Consider the following 20,118-nt stretch of genomic DNA (forward strand, 5'->3'; position numbering starts at 1 on the left):
TTTATGTCCTAGGCGCTTCCTGCGCTACGTCCATGTGAGAAAGATTACCCGTGGATCCAATCGTGCGATAGAGGCGAAAAGTCACCACGCCATGTAAGCATTTGCTTACATGGCGTGTTTATCGTTAAAACTGCTCGGCATCCAGCAGGTACAGCGACTCGCTACCGGCCTTCACCGAAGCGCTGAGCGAGTGAATACGCGGCAGCAGGCGGGCGAAGTAGAAGCGTGCAGTGCCCAGCTTGCTGGCGTAGAAGTCTTCTTCACCCTGCTTGGCCAACGCCGTGCGGGCCATCAGGGCCCACATGTAAGCATAGGCGGTATAGCCAAAGGCTTGCAGGTATTCGACCGAGGCGGCGCCGATTTCGTTGGGGTTGGACTTGGCACGGTCCAGGACCCAGGCGGTCAGCTCATCGAGGGAATCCAGCGCTGCATTCAGCGGCTTGACGAACTCGCCCAGCTCCTCGCCAGCGCTAGCGGTGAAGTGGCGGATCTCGTCGGCGAACAACGTGTACAACGCCCCGCCGCTACCGACCACCTTGCGGCCCATCAGGTCGAGTGCCTGGATGCCGTTGGTGCCTTCGTAGATCTGGGTGATGCGCACATCGCGTACCAGCTGCTCCTGGCCCCACTCGCGGATATAGCCGTGGCCGCCGAAAATCTGCTGGCCGTGGACCGTGGTTTCCAGGCCGAGGTCGGTGAGGAAGGCCTTGGCGACCGGGGTCAGCAAGGCGACCAGGTCTTCAGCACACTTGCGCGTGGTGGCCTCTTCACTGTACTTGGCGGTGTCCAGTTGCATGGCGACGTAGGTGGAGAACGCGCGACCGCCTTCGTTCAACGCCTTCATGGTCAGCAGCATGCGCCGCACGTCCGGGTGGACAATGATCGGGTCGGCCACCTTTTCCTTGGCCACCGGGCCGGTCGGGGAACGGCTTTGCAGGCGGTCACGGGCGTATTCGACGGCGTTCTGGTAGGAGCGCTCGGCCGAAGCCAGGCCCTGGATACCGACGCCCAGACGCTCGTAGTTCATCATGGTGAACATCGCCGCCAGGCCTTTGTTCGGCTCGCCGACGATGTAGCCGACAGCTTCGTCGAAGTTCATCACACAGGTAGCCGACGCCTGGATACCCATCTTGTGTTCGATCGAACCGCAGGTCGCCGGGTTGCGTGCACCCAGGCTGCCATCGGCATTGACCATGAACTTCGGCACCAGGAACAGCGAAATGCCTTTGGGCCCTGCCGGCGCATCCGGCAGCTTGGCCAGCACCAGGTGAATGATGTTCTCGGTGAGGTCGTGCTCGCCGCCAGTGATGAAGATCTTGGTACCGCTGACCTTGTAGCTGCCGTCCGCCTGAGGCTCTGCCTTGGTGCGGATAATGCCCAGGTCCGTGCCGGCGTGCGGCTCGGTCAGGCACATGGAGCCCGCCCAGACGCCGGCGTACATGTTCGGCAGGTATTTTTCCTTGAGTTCTTCACTGGCGTGCGCGTTGATCGACAGGCAGGCCCCGGCGGTCAACATCGGGTACAGGCCGAAGGCCAGGCTGGAGGAGTTGACCATCTCTTCGACCTGGGCCGAGATCACCTTGGGCATGCCCATGCCGCCATAGGCCGGGTCGCCGCCGACACCCACCCAGCCGCCTTCGGCATAGGTGCGGTAGGCATCGATGAAGCCTGCCGGGGTGCGCACCGCGCCATTGTCCCAGTGGCAGCCCTCTTCGTCAGCTGCGCGGCTCAGCGGCGCGATGGTCTTGCTGGTGACCTTGCCGGCCTCTTCCAGCACTGCCAGGGCCGTCTCTTCATCGACCGCGTCGGCCAGGCCGGGCAACTGGGCCCAGAGCTTGTTGACCTCGAAGACTTCGTTGAGGACGAAGCGCATATCGCGCAGGGGCGCTTTGTAATCAGCCATGGCAACCTCTCACACCTTGAGTCGGGGGCGGCCCCGCAGGACCGATACACAGTAGGGAAACAGTGTACCCGAACAACTTTTGCGAGACATAGGGTCATCTGGCGACTATATAGTTCAATCCGGTCACGCCGTACGAACGGCCCCGCGCCGTGCCTGATGCCCGTGCGCCATGACACAGTTGCGCCCAGCGCCCTTGGCGCTGTAGAGCGCCTCGTCAGCAGACTTGAGCACTTCGTCGGGTGAGCGGTGCTCCACCAGTCGCTCGGCGGCGCCGATGCTGATGGTCACCGACACGCTGGTTGCCGCGACGACACCCCGGCGCTGGCGACCCTGGCTGTCATCCTGCGGACGGCTTTCCTGGTTGCGCAGCTGGATGTTGTAGTTGGCGATCATCTCGCGCACGGCTTCCAGGTGCGGCATGCATTCCTCAAGGGTCTTGCCGGCGAACACCAGGGCGAATTCTTCACCACCATAGCGGTAGGCACGCCCGCCACCCGTCACCTTGGACAGCTTGCTGGCGACCAGGCGCAGCACCTGGTCACCCACGTCATGGCCGTGGGTGTCGTTGAATTTCTTGAAGTGGTCGACGTCGGTCATCGCCAGCACATAGCCGCGCCCCAGGCGCTGCATGCGTTCGTTCAACGCCCGCCGCCCGGGCAAGCCGGTCAGCTCATCGCGGAAGGCCATCTGGTAAGCCTCATGGGACACCGCCGCGGCAATCATCAGCATCACCTGGCTGCACATGATGTTCAGGGTGAAGGGCAGGATGAAGGTTTGCGGCAGCATCCAGAACAGGCCGATCAAGCCAATGATCTGCGCCGCATGCAGCGGCCGTGGCTGACGCAGGTACTGCACCACGACCAGGATGAAGGCGGCGGCGAACATCGGGTAGGCCAGCTGGATCAGGCTCATCCATTGCCCGTGCAGCGACGGCCAGCGGATTTCCGCGAGCCAACCCAGCAGCGCATGCGGGAAGCTCTGCTCCAGCCCAAGCGCCACACTGCCGACGGCCAGCAGCACGGCAAAGCGCGCGACCATGTCCTGGAACAGGTGGGTACGTTCCTGCCAGGCGCCAAACAGGCCGAACAGCATCGGCAGCAGCAGGCAGACCAGGTGGAACACCACGGCGGCATCTTCGCGCACCCGCCCGTTGTCACGGTAGAAGTCGGTCTGCATATCCAGCAGGTAGTAGGCGATATACACCGTGACCATCAGGAACAGTTCACGCTGGCGGCGGTACACCGCGCAGTAGGCACCGCCGAGCAACAGGACCAAGGTAGGCAAGACATTGAACAGCGACGTGAAGAAGACACTGAGGTCTCTTACATAAGCAGCCGCGAGCCCCGACAGCAGTAAAAATACCGACGGCAGGAAATGGCTCAGGCGTACAGCGGATAAACGAAACAAGGGTAATCTCCAACCCGGCAGATCAATAATGGCATTGTGCCTCTAATGTATCGGCAACGCACATGAATAGATGAATGCGCCGGCCCCCCCTTTAACGGCAGATATGCCGCAGGCTTGATGCTGATGCTGCACGGGATGGCGCGAGTGGTATTGCGTGAGCCTCTGAGGACCACTGATGTGCACGACCTGCTGTAAGAACAGCGGTGTTGCAGCGATCCACTGTGGGAGCCGGCCTTGCCGGCGAAGAGGCCCGGCCAGACAACCATGATTCATGGCCGCTACGCAGCCAATCGCCGGCAAGGCCGGCTCCCACAGGACCAATGGCGATCCTGAACCTTGCTACTGGGACAAAAAAAAACGCCTGCCGGTTAGGGCAGGCGTTTCGGGATCAGGCTATCGATCAGTACGACAGGCCGAAATCCTCTTCCTTCATGTCCATCAGGTTGTTGGCACCCGACAGCATGGTCACTACGTGCGTACGGGTACGCGGCAGGATGCGCTGGAAGTAGAAGCGTGCAGTCTGCAGCTTGGCGGTGTAGAACGCCTCTTCGGTGGTGCCAGCCGCCAGTTTCTCGGCTGCCAGGCGCGCCATGTCAGCCCAGAAGTAGGCCAGGCAGGCGTAACCGGAGTACATCAGGTAGTCCACCGAAGCAGCACCGACTTCTTCGCGGTCCTTCATCGCGGCCATGCCCACTTTCATGGTCAGCTCGCCCCATTCCTTGTTCAGCGCAGCCAGAGGCTCGACGAACTCTTTGACGGCGGCATTGCCTTCCTGGTTCTGGCAGAACTTGTGGACGATCTTGGTGAAGCCCTTCAGCGCCTCGCCCTGGGTCATCAGGACTTTACGGCCGAGCAGGTCCAGCGCCTGGATACCGGTGGTGCCTTCGTACAGCATCGAGATGCGGCTGTCGCGAACGTTCTGCTCCATGCCCCACTCGGCGATGAAGCCGTGGCCGCCATAGATCTGCACGCCGTGGTTAGCCGACTCGAAGCCGACTTCGGTCATGAACGCCTTGGCAATCGGGGTCATGAAGGCCAGCAGTGCATCGGCCTTCTTCTTCTCTTCTTCGTCCTGGCTGTACTTGACGATGTCGACCTGCTTGGCAGTGAAGTACACCATCGCACGGTTGCCTTCAGCGAAGGCCTTCATGGTCAGCAGCATGCGACGCACGTCCGGGTGGACGATGATCGGGTCAGCGGCTTTTTCCGGCGCTTTCGGGCCGGTCAGCGAACGCATTTGCAGGCGGTCGCGAGCGTATTTCAGGCCACCCTGGAACGCCACTTCAGCGTGGGCCAGGCCTTGCAGCGCGGTACCCAGGCGAGCGGTGTTCATGAAGGTGAACATGCAGTTCAGGCCTTTGTTGGCCGGGCCGATCAGGTAGCCGGTGGCTGCGTCGAAGTTCATCACGCAGGTGGCGTTGCCGTGGATGCCCATCTTGTGCTCGAGGGAGCCACAGCTCACCGCGTTGCGCTCGCCCGCGGTACCGTCGGTGTTCGGCATGAACTTCGGCACGATGAACAGCGAAATGCCTTTGGTGCCAGCCGGTGCATCCGGCAGGCGGGCCAGCACGATATGGATGATGTTGTCGGCCATGTCGTGTTCACCGGCCGAGATGAAGATCTTGGTGCCGGAAACTTTGTAGGAGCCATCAGCCTGAGGCTCGGCCTTGGTGCGCAGCATGCCCAGGTCAGTGCCGCAGTGCGGCTCGGTCAGGCACATGGTGCCGGTCCACTCGCCGGACACCAGCTTGGTCAGGTAGGTCTCTTGCTGCTCGGCGGTGCCGTGCTCGGAGATGGTGTTCATCGCACCATGGGACAGGCCTGGGTACATGCCCCACGACCAGTTCGACTCACCGACCATTTCGCTGACCGCCAGGCCCAGCGACTCCGGCAGGCCTTGGCCGCCGTGCTCGACGTCATGCGCCAGGCTCGGCCAGCCGCCTTCGACGAACTGCTTGTAGGCTTCCTTGAAGCCGGTTGGGGTTTTCACGCCCGACTCGCTCCAGGTGCAGCCTTCCAGGTCACCCACACGGTTCAGCGGGGCCAGTACCTGTTCACAAAACTTGGCGCCTTCCTCGAGGATGGCATCGACCATGTCGGGCGTGGCGTCCTGGCAAGCCGGCAGGCTCTGATAATGCGCTTCATAGCCGAGCAGCTCGTCACGAACGAAGCGAATATCACGCAAGGGGGCTTTGTATTCAGGCATAGCGATGAACCTCTGCTGATGAATCCTGGTAATAGGGAGACCGCGTCACACCGACCAGCTCTTGGCGGCTTTCGGTCAAACAGTTGTTTGAAACATACGTTTACGCCGAAAACTTGTCAAGCACCCGCCCCAGGGCAGTTCGGCCATCCCGCACGCCCTGCAAGCCCCCTGGCTACCGCCTGCAAACGCGCAGCCGAGCGCCTGGCGTGAAAGCCAAGGCGCTGATGCGAAAAGATTAGTAGATGTAACGAAGGGCGCCGGACGGCCAGGGTCAGGCGTAGGTGTCGATCAGGGTACCGAGCATTTCGTCCGATGCTTTGGCCACTTTGACACCGAGTTCGACCTGCTGCTTACCCAGGGCCAGTTCCACACTGCTGGTGGCCATGTCCATCTGCTGGCTGCGGTCGACCGAACGCAGGCGCTCGGCCTGGAAGTCGCTGGACTGGCTGGTGGCGGCACGTTCGACGGTGGTGTTGGCGATTTGACTGGCCGCTTGATCGACGCGGTTCTGCCCAGCCTGAATGGCGCCCAGGCCGGCATAGAATGCGGAATTGCCCGAGATTTCCATTTCAAAACTCCAGGACGCTGAAGGCGAAGGTGGCAATAGATACATCTATTGAAGCAGACCCTCGCGCAAAAGGCCCGTGAAAAACACTAATGGCACTGTGCCTTGCAATAGAGTTTGCCTAGTCCAGCAAGTCCAGTTGCAAGTGCTCGGCGACGGCTTCGGCAGACACTGCCTTCAAGCGCGGCACTCTGCCAAGGCATGGCGCGGGCAAGCGCTCGGCCAGGGTGGCGAGGTTTTCTTCCAGGCGCGAGGTGCGCGCATCGACGATATTGGCGACCCAGCCGGCCAGTAACAGGCCATCGCGGGCAATCGCCTCGGCGCTGAGCAGGGCGTGATTGATGCACCCCAGGCGCACGCCGACCACCAGGATCACCGGCAATTGCAGGGCAACCGCCAGGTCCGAGAGGTTCGCCTCGTTCGACAGCGGCACACGCCAACCACCGGCACCTTCGATCAACGTGAAGTCTGCGCCTTGCTCCAGCACCGCGCGCATCGGCGCCAGCAACCCACCGACACTGAGCACCACACCGGCTTCACGGGCCGCCAGGTGCGGGGCGATGGCCGGTTCAAAGGCAAACGGATTGATGGCCTCGTAGGGCAGCTTGATCGTGCTTTGCGCCATCAGCGCCAGGGCATCGTCGTTGCGCAGGCCCTTGGGCGTGACATGACAGCCAGAAGCCACCGGCTTTGCACCCAGCGTGCTCAACCCTGCAAGTTGCGCCGCGTGCAGCAAGCCTGCGGCAATCGTGGTCTTGCCAACATCGGTATCCGTGCCTGCGATGAAGTAGGCCGCATTCATGTCAGTCTCCTTCGCTTAACGGCTTGTGCAATACGCCATAGACTACCTGATAGGTGGCTGGCAGTCCCGCAGGCTGGCGGAAGCGTTCATAAGCCTGCAACAGGCCCTGCATGCGCGCGCGCCCGGTAAGGCCGGTCGGTCGGCCAGGGTTGAGGTTGTGCGCGCCGAGAGCCTTGAGTTCGTGGGTCAGGCTGCGCACATCCGGGTAGTGCAGCACATGCGGCTGCGTATGCAGGCCGAGCACCTGCAAACCGCTGGCGGCGCACAGCCGTTGATAGTCGTCCAACTGACGGAAGCGATTGACGTGCACCAGCCCGTCCACTTCCTGCCAGCTGTCGCGCAGCTCATACAGGGTGCCCACGCACAGGCTGGCAAAGGCGAACACGCCACCGGGCTGCAACACCCGCCGCGCTTCGCCGAGCACCGCAGCAAAATCGGCGCACCATTGCACCGCCAGGCTGGAGAAGATCAACCCGGCGCTGGCGCTGCGCAGCGGCAGGCGCTCGGCATCGCCCACCACATGGTAGCGCGCCCCGCCCAGCTCGCGGGCATGCAGCAACATGCCTTCGGCAATGTCCACGGCCACCCCCAGGCCCTGTGGATAACACGCCTGCAGCGCCCGGCTGAAATGCCCGGTGCCGCTGCCCAGGTCGACCCAGCACGGGGGTTGCAGGTCGGCGGGCAGTTGCGTCAGCAGATGGGCGCCGACGGCGCGTTGCAGTTCGGCCACGCTGTCATAGCTGGCCGCCGCACGGGAAAACGATGCCGCTACCTGGCGCTTGTCGGGCAAGCCACCAGGCAGGTTCGGCAGGGATAGATCAGTCATTGCCGCTCTCGTGCAGGAAATTCTTGATGGTCGCGGCCAGCTCCTGCGGGTACTCAAGGACGAAGGCATGGGCCGCGTCCTCGACCAGGCCGACCTCCACATCCGGCAGCAGCTCACTCAGGGCGCTGGCCGCTTCGGCCGGCACCAGGGCGTCATTGCCGGCGAACAGGTGAAGTTGCGGGCAGTCGAAGGCTTGCAGCGCCGCACGGGTGTCGAGCTGGCCCAGCACTTCCAGGCCCTTGGCCAGGTAGACGGGGTCGATCACGGGAATGCCGACATCCAGTTGCCGGATCAGGCTGCGCGACTCCTGCGCACCCTGGCTGCACAGCGACTTGAAGCGCTTGAGGGTGACCTGCGGGTGGCTGCGGCAGCCATCCATGAAGGCCTGGAAGGTATCCTTGGCCATGCCGTGCGGCCAGTCTGCACGCTCGACGAAACTGACGTTGCTGCCCAGGGTGATCAGGCCGCAACAGTGATCACCACGGCGCGCCGCCAGCTGTGCGGCGAGCATACCGCCCAGTGACCAGCCGCCCAGCCAGCAGTCGGTTGGCACGCGGCGGTCCAGATAATCCAGCCAGGCCTCGGCATCGCCTTCGGCCAGGTTCGGCAGCGCCATCAGTTCTACGTGCAGCGTGCTGTCCTGCGCCCGCAGGCTGGCGGCCAGCGGTTCCAGTGCAGCAGTACCCAAACCCCAACCCGGCAGCACTATCAGTCGATTACGCATCGGCAGGCTCCAGCTGTGGATAACATTCGGCCAACGCATTCAACAATAGCTGCACCTGCGCTTCGCTGTGCGCGGCGGTCAGGGTGACCCGCAGGCGGGCGCTGCCGGCCGGCACGGTGGGCGGGCGAATGGCGGTCACCATCAGGCCGCGTTCGCGCAGCATCTGCGACAGCCGCACAGCGCGTGCGGCATCGCCGATCATGATCGGCTGGATCGGCGTGAAGCTGTCCATCAGTTGCAGGCCGATCTGCTCGGCGCCCAGGCGGAACTGACGGATCAGGTTGTCCAGGTGCTCGCGACGCCACTGCTCGTCGCGCAGCAGTTGCAGGCTTTGCAGGGTGGCGCAGGCCAATGCGGGCGGTTGGCTGGTGGTATAGATGTACGGCCGGGCGAACTGGATCAGGCTTTCGATCAGGTCTTCGCTGCCGGCGACGAAGGCACCGGCAGTGCCGAAGGCCTTGCCCAGGGTCCCGACCAGCACCGGCAGATCATCCATGCCCAGGCCGAAATGCTCGGCCACACCGCCACCGTGCTTGCCCAGGGTGCCGAAGCCATGGGCATCGTCGACCATCAGCCAGGCACCCTTGGCCCGTGCTTCGGCCGCCAGCGCAGGCAGATCGGCAACGTCGCCATCCATGCTGAACACACCGTCGGTAACGACCAAGGTATTGCCGACGGTTTTTTCCAGGCGCTTGGCCAGGCTCACCGCATCATTGTGCAGGTAACGATTGAAGCGCGCCCCGCTGAGCAGGCCGGCATCCAGCAATGAGGCGTGGTTGAGGCGGTCCTGCAAGACGCTGTCACCCTGCCCGACCAATGCCGTCAAGGTGCCAAGGTTGGCCATGTAGCCGGTGGTGAACAGCAGCGCCCGCGGGCGCCCGGTGAACTCGGCCAGCGCCAGTTCCAGTTCATGGTGCGGGCCGCTGTGGCCGATCACCAGGTGCGACGCCCCGCCGCCCACGCCCCAGCGCTCGGCGCCGGCACGCCAGGCAGCGATCACTTGCGGGTGGTTGGCCAGGCCCAGGTAATCATTGCTGCAGAACGCCAGCAATGGCTGGCCATCGACCACCGCCTGCGGCCCCTGCGGGCTTTCCAGCAAAGGTCGCTGGCGATACAAGGCCGCCGCGCGCCGTTGTTCCAGGCGCGCTTTCAGATCGAAGCTCATGCTGACCTCAGGCGGATGCGGCGTCGTAGAACAGCTCGCTGCTCTTCTGCTCGATCAGCGCCTGCTCGATGGCGGCCTGGTGCACTTCGTCGGCGTGCTCTTCGCGCGCTTCCGGCTGGATGCCCAGGCGGGCGAACAGCTGCATGTCCTTGTCGGCTTGCGGGTTGGCGGTGGTCAGCAGTTTTTCGCCGTAGAAGATCGAGTTGGCCCCGGCGAAGAATGCCAGCGCCTGCATCTGCTCGTTCATCGCCTCACGCCCGGCCGACAGGCGCACGTGCGATTGCGGCATGAGGATGCGCGCCACCGCGAGCATGCGGATGAAATCGAACGGATCGACGTCCTCGGCGTTGGCCAGTGGCGTGCCCTCGACCTTCACCAGCATGTTGATCGGCACCGACTCTGGGTGCTCCGGCAGGTTGGCCAGCTGGATCAGCAGGCCGGCGCGGTCGTCCAGCGTCTCGCCCATGCCGAGGATCCCGCCCGAGCAGATCTTCATCCCCGCATCACGCACGTAGGCCAGGGTTTGCAGGCGCTCGCTGTAGGTGCGGGTGGTGATGATGCTGCCGTAGAACTCCGGCGAGGTGTCGAGGTTGTGGTTGTAGTAGTCCAGGCCGGCATGGGCCAGTGCCTCGGTCTGCTCCTGGTCGAGCTTGCCCAGGGTCATGCAGGTTTCCAGGCCCATGGCCTTGACCCCTTTGACCATCTGCAGCACGTAGGGCATGTCCTTGGCCGAAGGGTGCTTCCACGCCGCACCCATGCAGAAGCGCGTGGAGCCGATGGCCTTGGCCCGGGCGGCCTCCTCCAGCACCTTTTGCACTTCCATCAGCTTCTGTTTTTCCAGCCCGGTGTTGTAGTGGCCGGACTGCGGACAATATTTGCAATCTTCCGGGCAGGCGCCGGTCTTGATCGACAGCAAGGTCGAGACCTGCACGCGATTGGCGTCGAAATGCGCGCGGTGCATGGTCTGCGCCTGGAACAACAGGTCGTTGAACGGCTGCTGGAACAGCGCTTTGACTTCGGCCAGGGACCAGTCGTGACGAAGCGTTGCAGTTGTGCTCGCGCTCATGGGTGTTTCCTTGTTTAGGCTTGAACTCGCGCCGGGACAGGAAAGCCCACGAGCGCATCACGGATAGCTCGCATAGTTAAGGAAGCGCCATGCACTGTCAACCGCATCTAAAGCGACTGGCTTACAACTGGTTAAATAACAACCATCACTGTTTATTGTGCGATGAGCCCGCCGAACAGCCCCAGGCAATCTGCGCGGCCTGTGAAGCTGAGTTGCCCTGGCTGGATGAACGCTGCCGGGTCTGCGCCCTGCCCCTGCCGATGCGCGGGCTGGTGTGTGGCCAGTGCAGCCGGCGCCGCCCCGCCTTTGAGCAGGTCGAGGCGCCCTGGCACTACGGCTTCCCGCTGGACGCGCTGATCACTCGCTTCAAGCACCAGCGTCAGTGGCCTGTGGGCCGCCTGCTCGCGCAGTTGCTCGGCAACTGGCTGAACCACCGCTTTGCCGAAGGGCTGGCCCGCCCGAGCCTGTTGCTGCCGGTGCCAATGGGCCGGCAACGCCTGCGCCAGCGCGGCTACAACCAGGCGCAGATGCTCGCCCGGTGGCTCAGCCGACAACTGGCAATCCCTTGCGCCGACCACCTGCTCAGCCGTACCCGTGACACCCCGGCGCAACAGGGCCTGAGCGCCCGCGCCCGGCAGCGCAACCTCAAGGCGGCGTTCAGCGTGCAGCCGACGGCGGCCCTGCAAGGCCAGCACCTGGCGCTGGTCGATGACGTGCTGACCACCGGCGCCACCGCCCAGGCACTGGCGGCGCTGCTGCGGGCGCAGGGCGCTGCGCGGGTCGACATCTACTGCCTGGCACGAACGCCAAAGCCCGGCAGCGCTTGACTTGCAGCCGGCAGGCGGGCACTTTCCAAGCCGAACTCGTTCATCAATCGTGCCCGCCATGTCCTTGTCTGCTCCGCTGACCCAACATATCGTCCGTCGCCCGCAACGTATCGCCCTGCTCCAGCACATCGCCGAGCAAGGCTCGATCACCCGTGCCGCGAAAAGCGCCGGCATGAGTTACAAGGCCGCCTGGGATGCCATCGACGAACTCAACAACCTCGCCGCCACCCCGCTGGTCGAGCGCAGTGTGGGCGGCCGTGGCGGCGGTGGCGCGAAACTCTCCGAGGAAGGCCAGCGCGTGCTGCGCCTGTACCAACGCCTGCAAGCCTTGCAGGCACAGATCCTTGAAGCCGCCGAAGACGCCAGCGACCTCGACCTGCTCAGCCGCCTAATGATGCGCACCAGTGCGCGCAACCAGCTGCACGGGCGTATCAGCGCGATCCAGGCGCAGGGCCGCAACGACCGCGTGGAACTGGCGCTGGCCGGTGACCTGCGCATCGAGGCGCAGATCACCCATGACAGCACCCAACGCCTGGAACTGGCGATCGGCACCCAGGTGGTGGCGCTGATCAAGGCCGGCTGGCTGGAGCTGCTGACCGTCGACGAGCGTGCCGCGCCTGGCGAAAACCTGCTGTGCGCCGAGGTCCAGGAACTGCTCGAAGACCCGCAGGGCTCTACCGAGGTGCGCCTGGTGCTGGGCAACGGCCAGACCCTGTGCGCCTTCGCCGAGCCGGCGTGGCTGGCCAGCCAGTGCATAGGCGTCGGCAGCGCCCTGCACGTAAGCTTTTCACCGGCTAACGTACTGCTGGGAACACCTGTCTAAAAACGGCCACAAAACCGTCATATCGGCTGACTAAGGTGGCAGGCAAACCAGCAGGAAGCCTGTGATGAGCCTATTAGAAGAAACCCAGCCGACCGACCTCGAACAGATGGTCGGTTTCACCCGTCGGCGTTTTATCGGCGCCGGCGCCCTGTGCGGCGCGGCGATGTTCCTGGGCGGCAACCTGCTCAGCCGCAGCGTGCTGGCCAGCAGCATCGAAGCGGCCAACAGCGCCTTGCTCGGCTTTGCGCCAATCGCGGCCTCCAGCGCCGACAGCATCACCTTGCCCGCAGGCTACAAAGCCTCCGTACTGATCAGCTGGGGCCAGCCGCTGCACCACGACAGCCCGGCCTTCGACCCTAGCGGCCAGGGCACGGCCCAGGCGCAGGAGGTGCAATTTGGCGACCACAACGACGGCATGAGCCTGTTCCCGTTTGCCGATGACAGCAACCGCGCACTGATGGCGATCAACAACGAATACACCAACTACCGCACCCTGTTTGCCCACGGCGGCCAGCCGGCCAATGCGCAAGACGTGCACAAGGCGCAGGCCGCCGAAGGCGTCTCGGTGATCGAGGTGCGCCGTGATGCGGGCGGTGCATGGCAGTTCGTCCAGGGCTCGCCCTACAACCGGCGCATCCACGGCAACACGCCGATCCGCCTGAGTGGCCCGGCCGCCGGCGATGCCAGGTTGCGCACCACGGCCGACAACAGCGCCAGCAAAGTGCTCGGCACCTTCCAGAACTGCGCTAACGGCAAGACCCCGTGGGGCACCTACCTGACCTGCGAAGAGAACTTCACCGACTGCTTCGGCAGCAGCGACCCGAACCAGGCCTTCGATGCCGGGCAAAAGCGCTATGGCGCGTCGATCACTGGCAAGGAGGTTGGCTGGCACCTGCATGACCCGCGCTTCGACCTGGCGAAGAACCCCAATGAACTCAACCGCCATGGCTGGGTGGTGGAGATCGACCCGTTCGACCCCGAGTCGACCCCGATCAAGCGCACCGCGCTGGGCCGCTTCAAGCACGAGAACGCCGCCCTGGGTGAAACTGGCGACGGCCGCGCGGTGGTGTACATGGGCGACGATGAGCGCGGCGAGTTCATCTACAAGTTCATCAGCCGTGACCGTATTGACCACAAGAACCTCTCGGCCAACCGCAACCTGCTGGACCACGGCACCTTGTATGTCGCGCGTTTCGATGATGGCGACGGCCATGCCGACAAGCCGCGCGGCAAGGGCCAGTGGCTGGAGTTGACCCACGGCAAGCACGGCCTGCATGCCGCCAATGGCTTCGCCAGCCAGGCGCAGGTGTTGATCCACGCGCGCCTGGCCGCGAGCCATTTGCAGGCTACGCGCATGGATCGCCCGGAATGGATCGTGGTCAGCCCCAAGGATGGCCAGGTGTATTGCACCCTCACCAACAACGTCAAGCGGGGTGAAGAAGGCCAGCCGGTGGGCGGGCCGAACCCGCGCGAGAAGAATGTCTACGGGCAGATCCTGCGCTGGCGCGAAACGGGCGATGACCAGGGGGCGATGAGCTTCGAGTGGGACCTGTTCGTGGTGGCTGGCAACCCGGGTGTACACCCGGGTGAAGCCAAGGGCGGGTCGAGCAATGTCACCGCGCAGAACATGTTCAACAGCCCCGACGGGCTGGGTTTCGATGCGGATGGGCGGCTGTGGATACTCACCGACGGGGACTACAGCAACGCCGGGGATTTTGCCGGCATGGGCAACAACCAGATGCTCTGCGCCGACCCGGCGACCGGGGAGATCCGCCGTTTCATGGTCGGGCCGGTGGCCTGCGAGGTGACCGGGATTGCTTTTGCGCCGGACCAGAAAACCTTGTTCGTGGGGATCCAGCATCCTGGCGAGACGGGTGGTTCCACCTTCCCGGAGCATTTGCCGGGGGGCAAGCCGAGGTCGTCGGTGATGGCGATTGTGCGTGAGGATGGTGGGGTGATCGGCGCCTGAGTGTGCCTCTGCTCCCATGTAGCCGCTGCCGTAAGGCTGCGCTCGCCTGCACAGCAGGCGCCGCCTTTGGGAGCCCTTCCGGGCTCCAGCGCAGCCTTGCGGCAGCGGCTACAAAAACTCATCGCCCTTGTGGGAGCGGGCTGGTCCCGCGATGGGCCGCCCTGGCGTGACCGGATGGCAGAAGACCCTGTTCGTGGGGATCCAGCACCCTGGCGAGAGCGGTGGGGTAATCGGCGCCTGAGTGTGCCTCTGCTCCCATGTAGCCGCTGCCGTAAGGCTGCGCTCGCCTGCATAGCAGGCGCCGCCTTTGGGAGCCCTTACGGGCTCCAGCGCAGCCTTGCGGCAGCGGCTACAAAAATTCATCGCCCTTGTGGGAGCGGGCTGGTCCCGCGATGGGCCGCCCTGGCGACCCCGCTCTGCGTTACCATGCCAGCCATGATGCGGCCCACTCTGCCGCACGGCAGGAGCAAGCATGTCCCATCCCTTCGATACCCTCACCCCGGACCTGGTCCTCGACGCCGTCGAGAGCATCGGTTTCCTCAGCGATGCGCGCGTATTGGCGCTCAACAGCTACGAAAACCGCGTCTACCAGGTCGGCATCGAAGACGCCGAGCCGCTGATTGCCAAGTTCTACCGCCCGGGCCGCTGGACCAACGAGGCCATCCTCGAAGAACACGCCTTCACCGCCGAACTCGCCGATTGCGAAGTCCCGGTCGTGGCGCCACTTATCCACAACGGTGCCAGCCTCTTCGAACACGCAGGCTTTCGCTTCACCCTGTTCCCGCGTCGCGGCGGCCGCGCGCCAGAGCCGGGCAACCTCGACCAGCTCTACCGCCTCGGCCAACTGCTCGGTCGCCTGCACGCCGTCGGTTCCACCCGCCCCTTCGAACACCGTGAAGCGCTGGCTGTGGACAACTTCGGCCACGCCTCGCTGACCACCCTGCTCGAAGGCGACTTCATTCCACGCAGCCTGCTGCCAGCCTACGAATCAGTGGCCCGCGACCTGCTCAAGCGGGTCGAGGCGATCTACGCCCGCACCCCGCACAAGACCATCCGCCTGCACGGCGACTGCCACCCCGGCAACATGATGTGCCGCGACGAGATCTTCCACATCGTCGACCTCGACGACTGCCGCAGCGGTCCCGCCGTCCAGGACCTGTGGATGATGCTGGCCGGCGACCGTCACGAACGCCTCGGCCAACTCGCCGAACTGATGGACGGCTACAACGAGTTCCACGATTTCGACCCACGCGAACTGGCCTTGATCGAACCGCTGCGCGCCCTGCGCCAGCTGCACTACAGCGCCTGGCTGGCACGTCGCTGGGACGACCCGGCATTCCCGCGCAGCTTCCCCTGGTTCGGCCAGGAACGCTACTGGGGTGACCAGATCCTCGCCCTGCGCGAGCAAACCGCAGCACTGGATGAAGAGCCGCTGAAATTGTTCTAGAAGCGCGAGCCAGACTGTCTACAATGGCCCGAATTTTTAGTTAGCTGCCTAAGCAAGGAATCTGCATGCAAGCTGCCAACCCGCGTCGCGGGTACATCCTGGGCCTGACCGCCTACATCATCTGGGGCCTGTTCCCGATCTACTTCAAAGCCCTGCAAAGCGTGCCGGCAGTCGAGATCATCGTCCACCGCGTGCTCTGGTCGGCATTGTTCGGCTCGGTGCTGCTGTTGTTCTGGAAGCACCCCGGCTGGTGGCGGGAGCTGCGCGACAACCCGCGCCGCCTGGCGATCCTCGCCCTGAGCGGGTCGCTGATTGCCGGCAATTGGCTGACCTATGTCTGGTCGGTGAACAACGGGCGCATGCTCGAAGCCAGCCTGGGCTACTACATCAACCCGCTGATCAACGTGCTGCTGGGCATGCTGTTGCTGGGCGAGCGCCTGCGCCGCCTGCAATGGGTCGCCGTGGGCCTGGCCGCCGTCGGCGTGGCCCAGCAGGTGTGGCAGGTCGGCAGCCTGCCGTGGGTCTCGCTGGTGCTGGCGCTGAGCTTCGGCTTCTACGGGCTGATCCGCAAGAAGGCGCCGGTCGCCGCCCTGCCGGGGCTGGTGGTGGAAACCTGGATGCTGGTACCGCTGGCCATTGGCTGGCTGCTCCTCAACCCGCTGGCGAACAGCGCGCAACCGGCGTTCTACACCACCACCGAAGCGCTCTGGCTGATCGCAGCAGGCCCGGTGACGCTGATCCCACTGGTGTGCTTCAACGCCGCCGCCCGCCACCTGCCGTACACCACCCTGGGCTTCCTGCAGTACCTGGCGCCGACGCTGGTGTTGCTGCAAGCCGTGCTGCTGTTTGGTGAACATATGTCGAACAGCACCCTGGTGGCGTTCATGTTCATCTGGGCCGGCCTGGCCCTGTACAGCGTGGATGCCTGGCTGAGTTTGCGCCGACGCGCTTGATCAAAAAACGTACAAAACTCTACAAGCCACGGATGACGTGGCCTGTAGAGACATCTCCCAAGGTTATCCACACCCTCATCCCCGTGCTTTGTGCACAAGCCCTTGAATTCTGATCGTTTTTTGCTCAAAGCCGGCAAAGCCACGGCCCGCCTGGCGTCAAGCCGGGTCTCCCCAGCTTATCCACAGGCAGGTGCACGTTAACTCGGGATAAGTGCCTACTCTTCCGGACGCAGTTTCAGCTCCACCATCAGGTCATCCGCCAGGGCTTCAAGCTTGCTTTGCAGGCTTTCAAGCGACAGAGTCAAGGGCATCGCCAGCAAGGCGTCGGCATGGAACAGCGGCTCGCTGCTCATCGGCGCCGGGCGCACATCGGTGGTGAAGCGTTCAAGGTTGACGCCCTGCTCGGCCAGCAGCCGGGTGATGTCGCGCACGATGCCGGGGCGATCATTGCCCACCAGCTCCATGGCGATCGGCTTCCAGGTGCAGGACGGCTCGATGCCGCTTTCGGCGATCAGCACGCGAATCTCGTACTTGCCCAGTGCTTGCAGGGCAGACACCAGTTCGGCATAGGATTCGGCCGGCACCGCCACCTTGAGGATCCCGGCGAATTGCCCTGCCATGCGCGACATGCGACTCTCTAGCCAGTTGCCATTGTGCTCGGCGATACATTCGGCGATGCGTTCCACCTGCCCGGCCTTGTCGGGGGCGATCACTGTCAATACAAGATGGTCCACGCGCACTTCCTCTGTTTGGACGCCTGAAATTCGAGGCGCGGGGAAAGTATAGGCAAGGCGCGGCAACCTGCCGCAGGCGACCCGAACAACAAATCGTGTACTGTTTTAAGATTTATCTGGAACAATTAACCAGATTTTTGAGAACATATCCCTTCCCAGCGTGACCCCCCTGCGACCAAATGGTCGCAGAACGGCGTATTTAGTCAGATTTTCAGAAGCGCAACGCATCATGTAGTATGCCGCTGCGCGGACTACAAAACGTCGGATCGATGTCTGCCAAGGCGCCTGTGAAAATACGAAACGCTTACCAGCCCGTCTGGAAGGCTGCACCCAGCCGCCCATAGGGCATGTTCTGGTGCCGTGTTTAGAGAAGCGCTACAGGCTTTAAATTGAAGAGCTGAATAGCTGAGCAGAGTGAGGCAAGCAATGACTGAACACGTTCAAGTCGGTGGCCTTCAGGTCGCCAAAGTCCTGTTCGACTTCGTGAACAACGAAGCCATTCCCGGAACCGGCGTCAACGCCGAGCAGTTCTGGATCGGGGCGGAAAAGATCATCAACGACCTCGCTCCAAAGAACAAAGCCCTGCTGGCCAAACGTGACGCACTGCAGGCGCAGATTGACGCCTGGCACCAGGCGCGCAAAGGTCAGGCCCACGACGCTGTGGCTTACAAAGCCTTCCTCCAGGACATCGGTTACCTGCTGCCAGAAGCAGCCGACTTCCAGGTTTCCACGCAAAACGTCGACGATGAAATCGCCCGCATGGCCGGCCCGCAGCTGGTCGTGCCGGTGATGAACGCACGTTTCGCCCTGAACGCCTCCAACGCACGCTGGGGTTCGCTGTACGACGCGCTGTATGGAACCGATGCCATCAGCGAAGCCGATGGCGCCGAAAAGGGCAAGGGCTACAACAAGGTCCGGGGTGACAAGGTCATCGCCTTCGCCCGCGCCTTCCTCGACGAGTCCGCGCCACTGGCTGCCGGTTCCCACGTTGACGCGACCCGCTACAGCATTGCCGACGGCAAGCTGGTGGTCAGCCTCAAGGGTGGCAGCAACAGCGGCCTGCGTGACGATGCCCAGCTGATCGGCTTCCATGGCGATGCCGCAGCACCGACCGCCGTGCTGCTCAAGCACAACGGCCTGCATTTCGAGATCCAGGTCGACGCCACCACCCCGGTTGGCCAGACCGACGCGGCGGGCGTCAAGGACGTGCTGATGGAAGCCGCCCTGACCACCATCATGGACTGCGAAGACTCGGTTGCCGCCGTCGATGCCGACGACAAGGTGGTGATCTACCGCAACTGGCTGGGCCTGATGAAGGGCGACCTCTCGGAAAGCGTCAGCAAGGGCGGCCAGACCTTCACCCGCACCATGAACCCGGACCGCGAGTACACCGCGCCCAACGGCGGCAACGTGACCCTGCACGGTCGTTCGCTGCTGTTCGTGCGCAACGTCGGCCACCTGATGACCATCGACGCGATCCTCGACAAGGATGGCAACGAAGTGCCGGAAGGCATCCTCGACGGCCTGGTCACCAACCTGGCGGCGATCCACAACATCAACGGCAACACCAGCCGCAAGAACAGCCGCAGCGGTTCGGTCTACATCGTCAAGCCGAAGATGCACGGCCCTGAAGAAGCAGCGTTCACCAACGAGCTGTTCGGTCGCATCGAAGACGTGCTGGGCATGAAGCGCAACACCCTGAAGGTCGGCATCATGGACGAGGAGCGCCGCACCACGGTCAACCTCAAGGCCTGTATCGAGGCGGCCAAGGAGCGCGTGGTGTTCATCAACACCGGCTTCCTCGACCGTACCGGCGATGAGATCCACACCTCCATGGAAGCCGGCGCCGTCGTGCGCAAGGGCGCCATGAAGACCCAGAAGTGGATCGCTGCCTACGAGAACTCCAACGTCGATATCGGCCTGGCAACCGGCCTGCAGGGTCGCGCCCAGATCGGTAAAGGCATGTGGGCCATGCCGGACCTGATGGCCGACATGCTCGAGCAGAAGATCGCCCACCCGATGGCCGGTGCCAACACCGCCTGGGTACCGTCGCCAACGGCTGCTGCGCTGCATGCGCTGCATTACCACAAGGTCGATGTGTTCGCTCGCCAGGCCGAGATCGCCAAGCGTGCGCCGGCTTCGGTCGACGACATCCTGACCATCCCACTGGCAGTGGACACCAATTGGTCCGAAGAAGAGAAACGCAACGAGCTGGACAACAATGCCCAGGGCATTCTTGGCTATGTGGTGCGCTGGATCGACCAGGGTGTGGGTTGTTCGAAGGTGCCGGACATCAATGATGTCGGCCTGATGGAAGACCGCGCCACCCTGCGGATTTCCGCGCAGTTGCTGGCCAACTGGCTGCGTCATGGCATCGTCAGCGAAGCCCAGGTGCTGGAAAGCCTCAAGCGCATGGCGCCGGTGGTGGACAAGCAGAACGCCAACGACCCGCTGTACCGCCCATTGGCGCCAGACTTCGATAGCAACATCGCCTTCCAGGCGGCTATCGAGCTGGTGGTCGAAGGCGCCAAGCAGCCGAACGGCTACACCGAGCCGGTGCTGCATCGTCGTCGTCGCGAGTTCAAGGCGAAGAACGGGCTGTAAGCCCTCAAGGGCCGCTTTGCGGCCCATCGCCGGCAAGGCTGAACTGGTCAAGTGGTAATGTGCTTGGACACCGGTTATGGCATGCCGCGCCTTGACC

The 20,118-nt window shown here is 63.6% G+C and carries 16 protein-coding genes; 6 read left to right on the forward strand and 10 right to left on the reverse strand.

Going from position 1 to position 20,118, the window contains the following annotated elements:
- Positions 1–124 precede the first annotated feature (124 nt).
- The 9 genes from M5G11_RS09330 to bioB form a co-directional block, all read right to left on the reverse strand.
- On the reverse strand, positions 125–1,903 hold the full coding sequence (locus tag M5G11_RS09330; RefSeq protein WP_273909705.1) for an acyl-CoA dehydrogenase C-terminal domain-containing protein: 1,779 nt from the start codon (positions 1,901–1,903) through the stop codon (positions 125–127).
- Positions 1,904–2,026: 123 nt separating this feature from the next.
- Complete coding sequence (locus M5G11_RS09335) at positions 2,027–3,310, reverse strand: GGDEF domain-containing protein (protein ID WP_273909704.1); 1,284 nt, start codon at positions 3,308–3,310, stop codon at positions 2,027–2,029.
- A 400-nt stretch (positions 3,311–3,710) separates the two neighbouring features.
- Positions 3,711–5,516 (reverse strand): phenylacyl-CoA dehydrogenase, encoded by a 1,806-nt coding sequence (locus M5G11_RS09340; protein WP_273909703.1) that lies wholly within the window; start codon positions 5,514–5,516, stop codon positions 3,711–3,713.
- A gap of 271 nt (positions 5,517–5,787) precedes the next feature.
- Complete coding sequence (locus M5G11_RS09345; RefSeq protein ID WP_273909702.1) at positions 5,788–6,084, reverse strand: pyrroloquinoline quinone biosynthesis protein PqqE; 297 nt, start codon at positions 6,082–6,084, stop codon at positions 5,788–5,790.
- Between the two features lie 118 nt (positions 6,085–6,202).
- Positions 6,203–6,883 (reverse strand): dethiobiotin synthase, encoded by a 681-nt coding sequence (gene bioD, locus M5G11_RS09350; RefSeq protein ID WP_273909701.1) that lies wholly within the window; start codon positions 6,881–6,883, stop codon positions 6,203–6,205.
- 1 nt (position 6,884) lies between these two features.
- A complete protein-coding gene (gene bioC / locus M5G11_RS09355) occupies positions 6,885–7,709 on the reverse strand; it encodes a malonyl-ACP O-methyltransferase BioC (protein ID WP_273909700.1) in 825 nt (274 codons plus the stop codon).
- Positions 7,702–8,433 carry an alpha/beta fold hydrolase gene (locus M5G11_RS09360; protein WP_273909699.1) on the reverse strand — a complete coding sequence of 244 codons (732 nt, stop codon included), beginning with the start codon at positions 8,431–8,433 and terminating at the stop codon, positions 7,702–7,704. Before M5G11_RS09360 ends, bioC begins: the two co-directional genes overlap by 8 nt.
- Positions 8,426–9,598, reverse strand: a complete 1,173-nt coding sequence (gene bioF / locus M5G11_RS09365) for an 8-amino-7-oxononanoate synthase (RefSeq protein WP_273909698.1) — start codon at positions 9,596–9,598, stop codon at positions 8,426–8,428. The genes M5G11_RS09360 and bioF overlap by 8 nt, the downstream gene beginning before the upstream one ends.
- Positions 9,599–9,605: 7 nt before the next feature.
- Complete coding sequence (bioB, locus tag M5G11_RS09370; protein WP_273909697.1) at positions 9,606–10,664, reverse strand: biotin synthase BioB; 1,059 nt, start codon at positions 10,662–10,664, stop codon at positions 9,606–9,608.
- An 89-nt stretch (positions 10,665–10,753) separates the two neighbouring features.
- Between bioB and M5G11_RS09375 the strand changes: the two genes are divergently transcribed.
- The 5 genes from M5G11_RS09375 to rarD all read left to right on the forward strand — a co-directional run bounded on the left by M5G11_RS09375 (position 10,754) and on the right by rarD (position 16,683).
- Positions 10,754–11,491 (forward strand): ComF family protein, encoded by a 738-nt coding sequence (locus M5G11_RS09375; protein WP_273909696.1) that lies wholly within the window; start codon positions 10,754–10,756, stop codon positions 11,489–11,491.
- Positions 11,492–11,549: 58 nt separating this feature from the next.
- Positions 11,550–12,314 carry a TOBE-like domain-containing protein gene (locus M5G11_RS09380; RefSeq protein WP_273909695.1) on the forward strand — a complete coding sequence of 255 codons (765 nt, stop codon included), beginning with the start codon at positions 11,550–11,552 and terminating at the stop codon, positions 12,312–12,314.
- Between the two features lie 64 nt (positions 12,315–12,378).
- Positions 12,379–14,283 carry a PhoX family protein gene (locus M5G11_RS09385; protein ID WP_273909694.1) on the forward strand — a complete coding sequence of 635 codons (1,905 nt, stop codon included), beginning with the start codon at positions 12,379–12,381 and terminating at the stop codon, positions 14,281–14,283.
- Between the two features lie 472 nt (positions 14,284–14,755).
- On the forward strand, positions 14,756–15,730 hold the full coding sequence (locus M5G11_RS09390; RefSeq protein WP_273909693.1) for a serine/threonine protein kinase: 975 nt from the start codon (positions 14,756–14,758) through the stop codon (positions 15,728–15,730).
- Between the two features lie 65 nt (positions 15,731–15,795).
- Positions 15,796–16,683, forward strand: a complete 888-nt coding sequence (rarD, locus tag M5G11_RS09395) for an EamA family transporter RarD (protein ID WP_273909692.1) — start codon at positions 15,796–15,798, stop codon at positions 16,681–16,683.
- Between the two features lie 215 nt (positions 16,684–16,898).
- On the opposite strand, the gene M5G11_RS09400 is transcribed toward rarD, so the two are convergent.
- Positions 16,899–17,417: a glycine cleavage system transcriptional repressor gene (locus M5G11_RS09400; RefSeq protein ID WP_273909691.1), complete on the reverse strand. Its 519-nt coding sequence runs from the start codon at positions 17,415–17,417 to the stop codon at positions 16,899–16,901.
- A gap of 426 nt (positions 17,418–17,843) precedes the next feature.
- On the opposite strand from M5G11_RS09400, the gene M5G11_RS09405 reads away from it, so the two are divergent.
- Positions 17,844–20,021 carry a malate synthase G gene (locus M5G11_RS09405; protein WP_273909690.1) on the forward strand — a complete coding sequence of 726 codons (2,178 nt, stop codon included), beginning with the start codon at positions 17,844–17,846 and terminating at the stop codon, positions 20,019–20,021.
- The last annotated feature ends 97 nt before the right edge of the window (positions 20,022–20,118 follow it).

This window comes from Pseudomonas fontis (assembly GCF_028656955.1).
In the GTDB taxonomy this organism is placed as follows: domain Bacteria; phylum Pseudomonadota; class Gammaproteobacteria; order Pseudomonadales; family Pseudomonadaceae; genus Aquipseudomonas; species Aquipseudomonas fontis.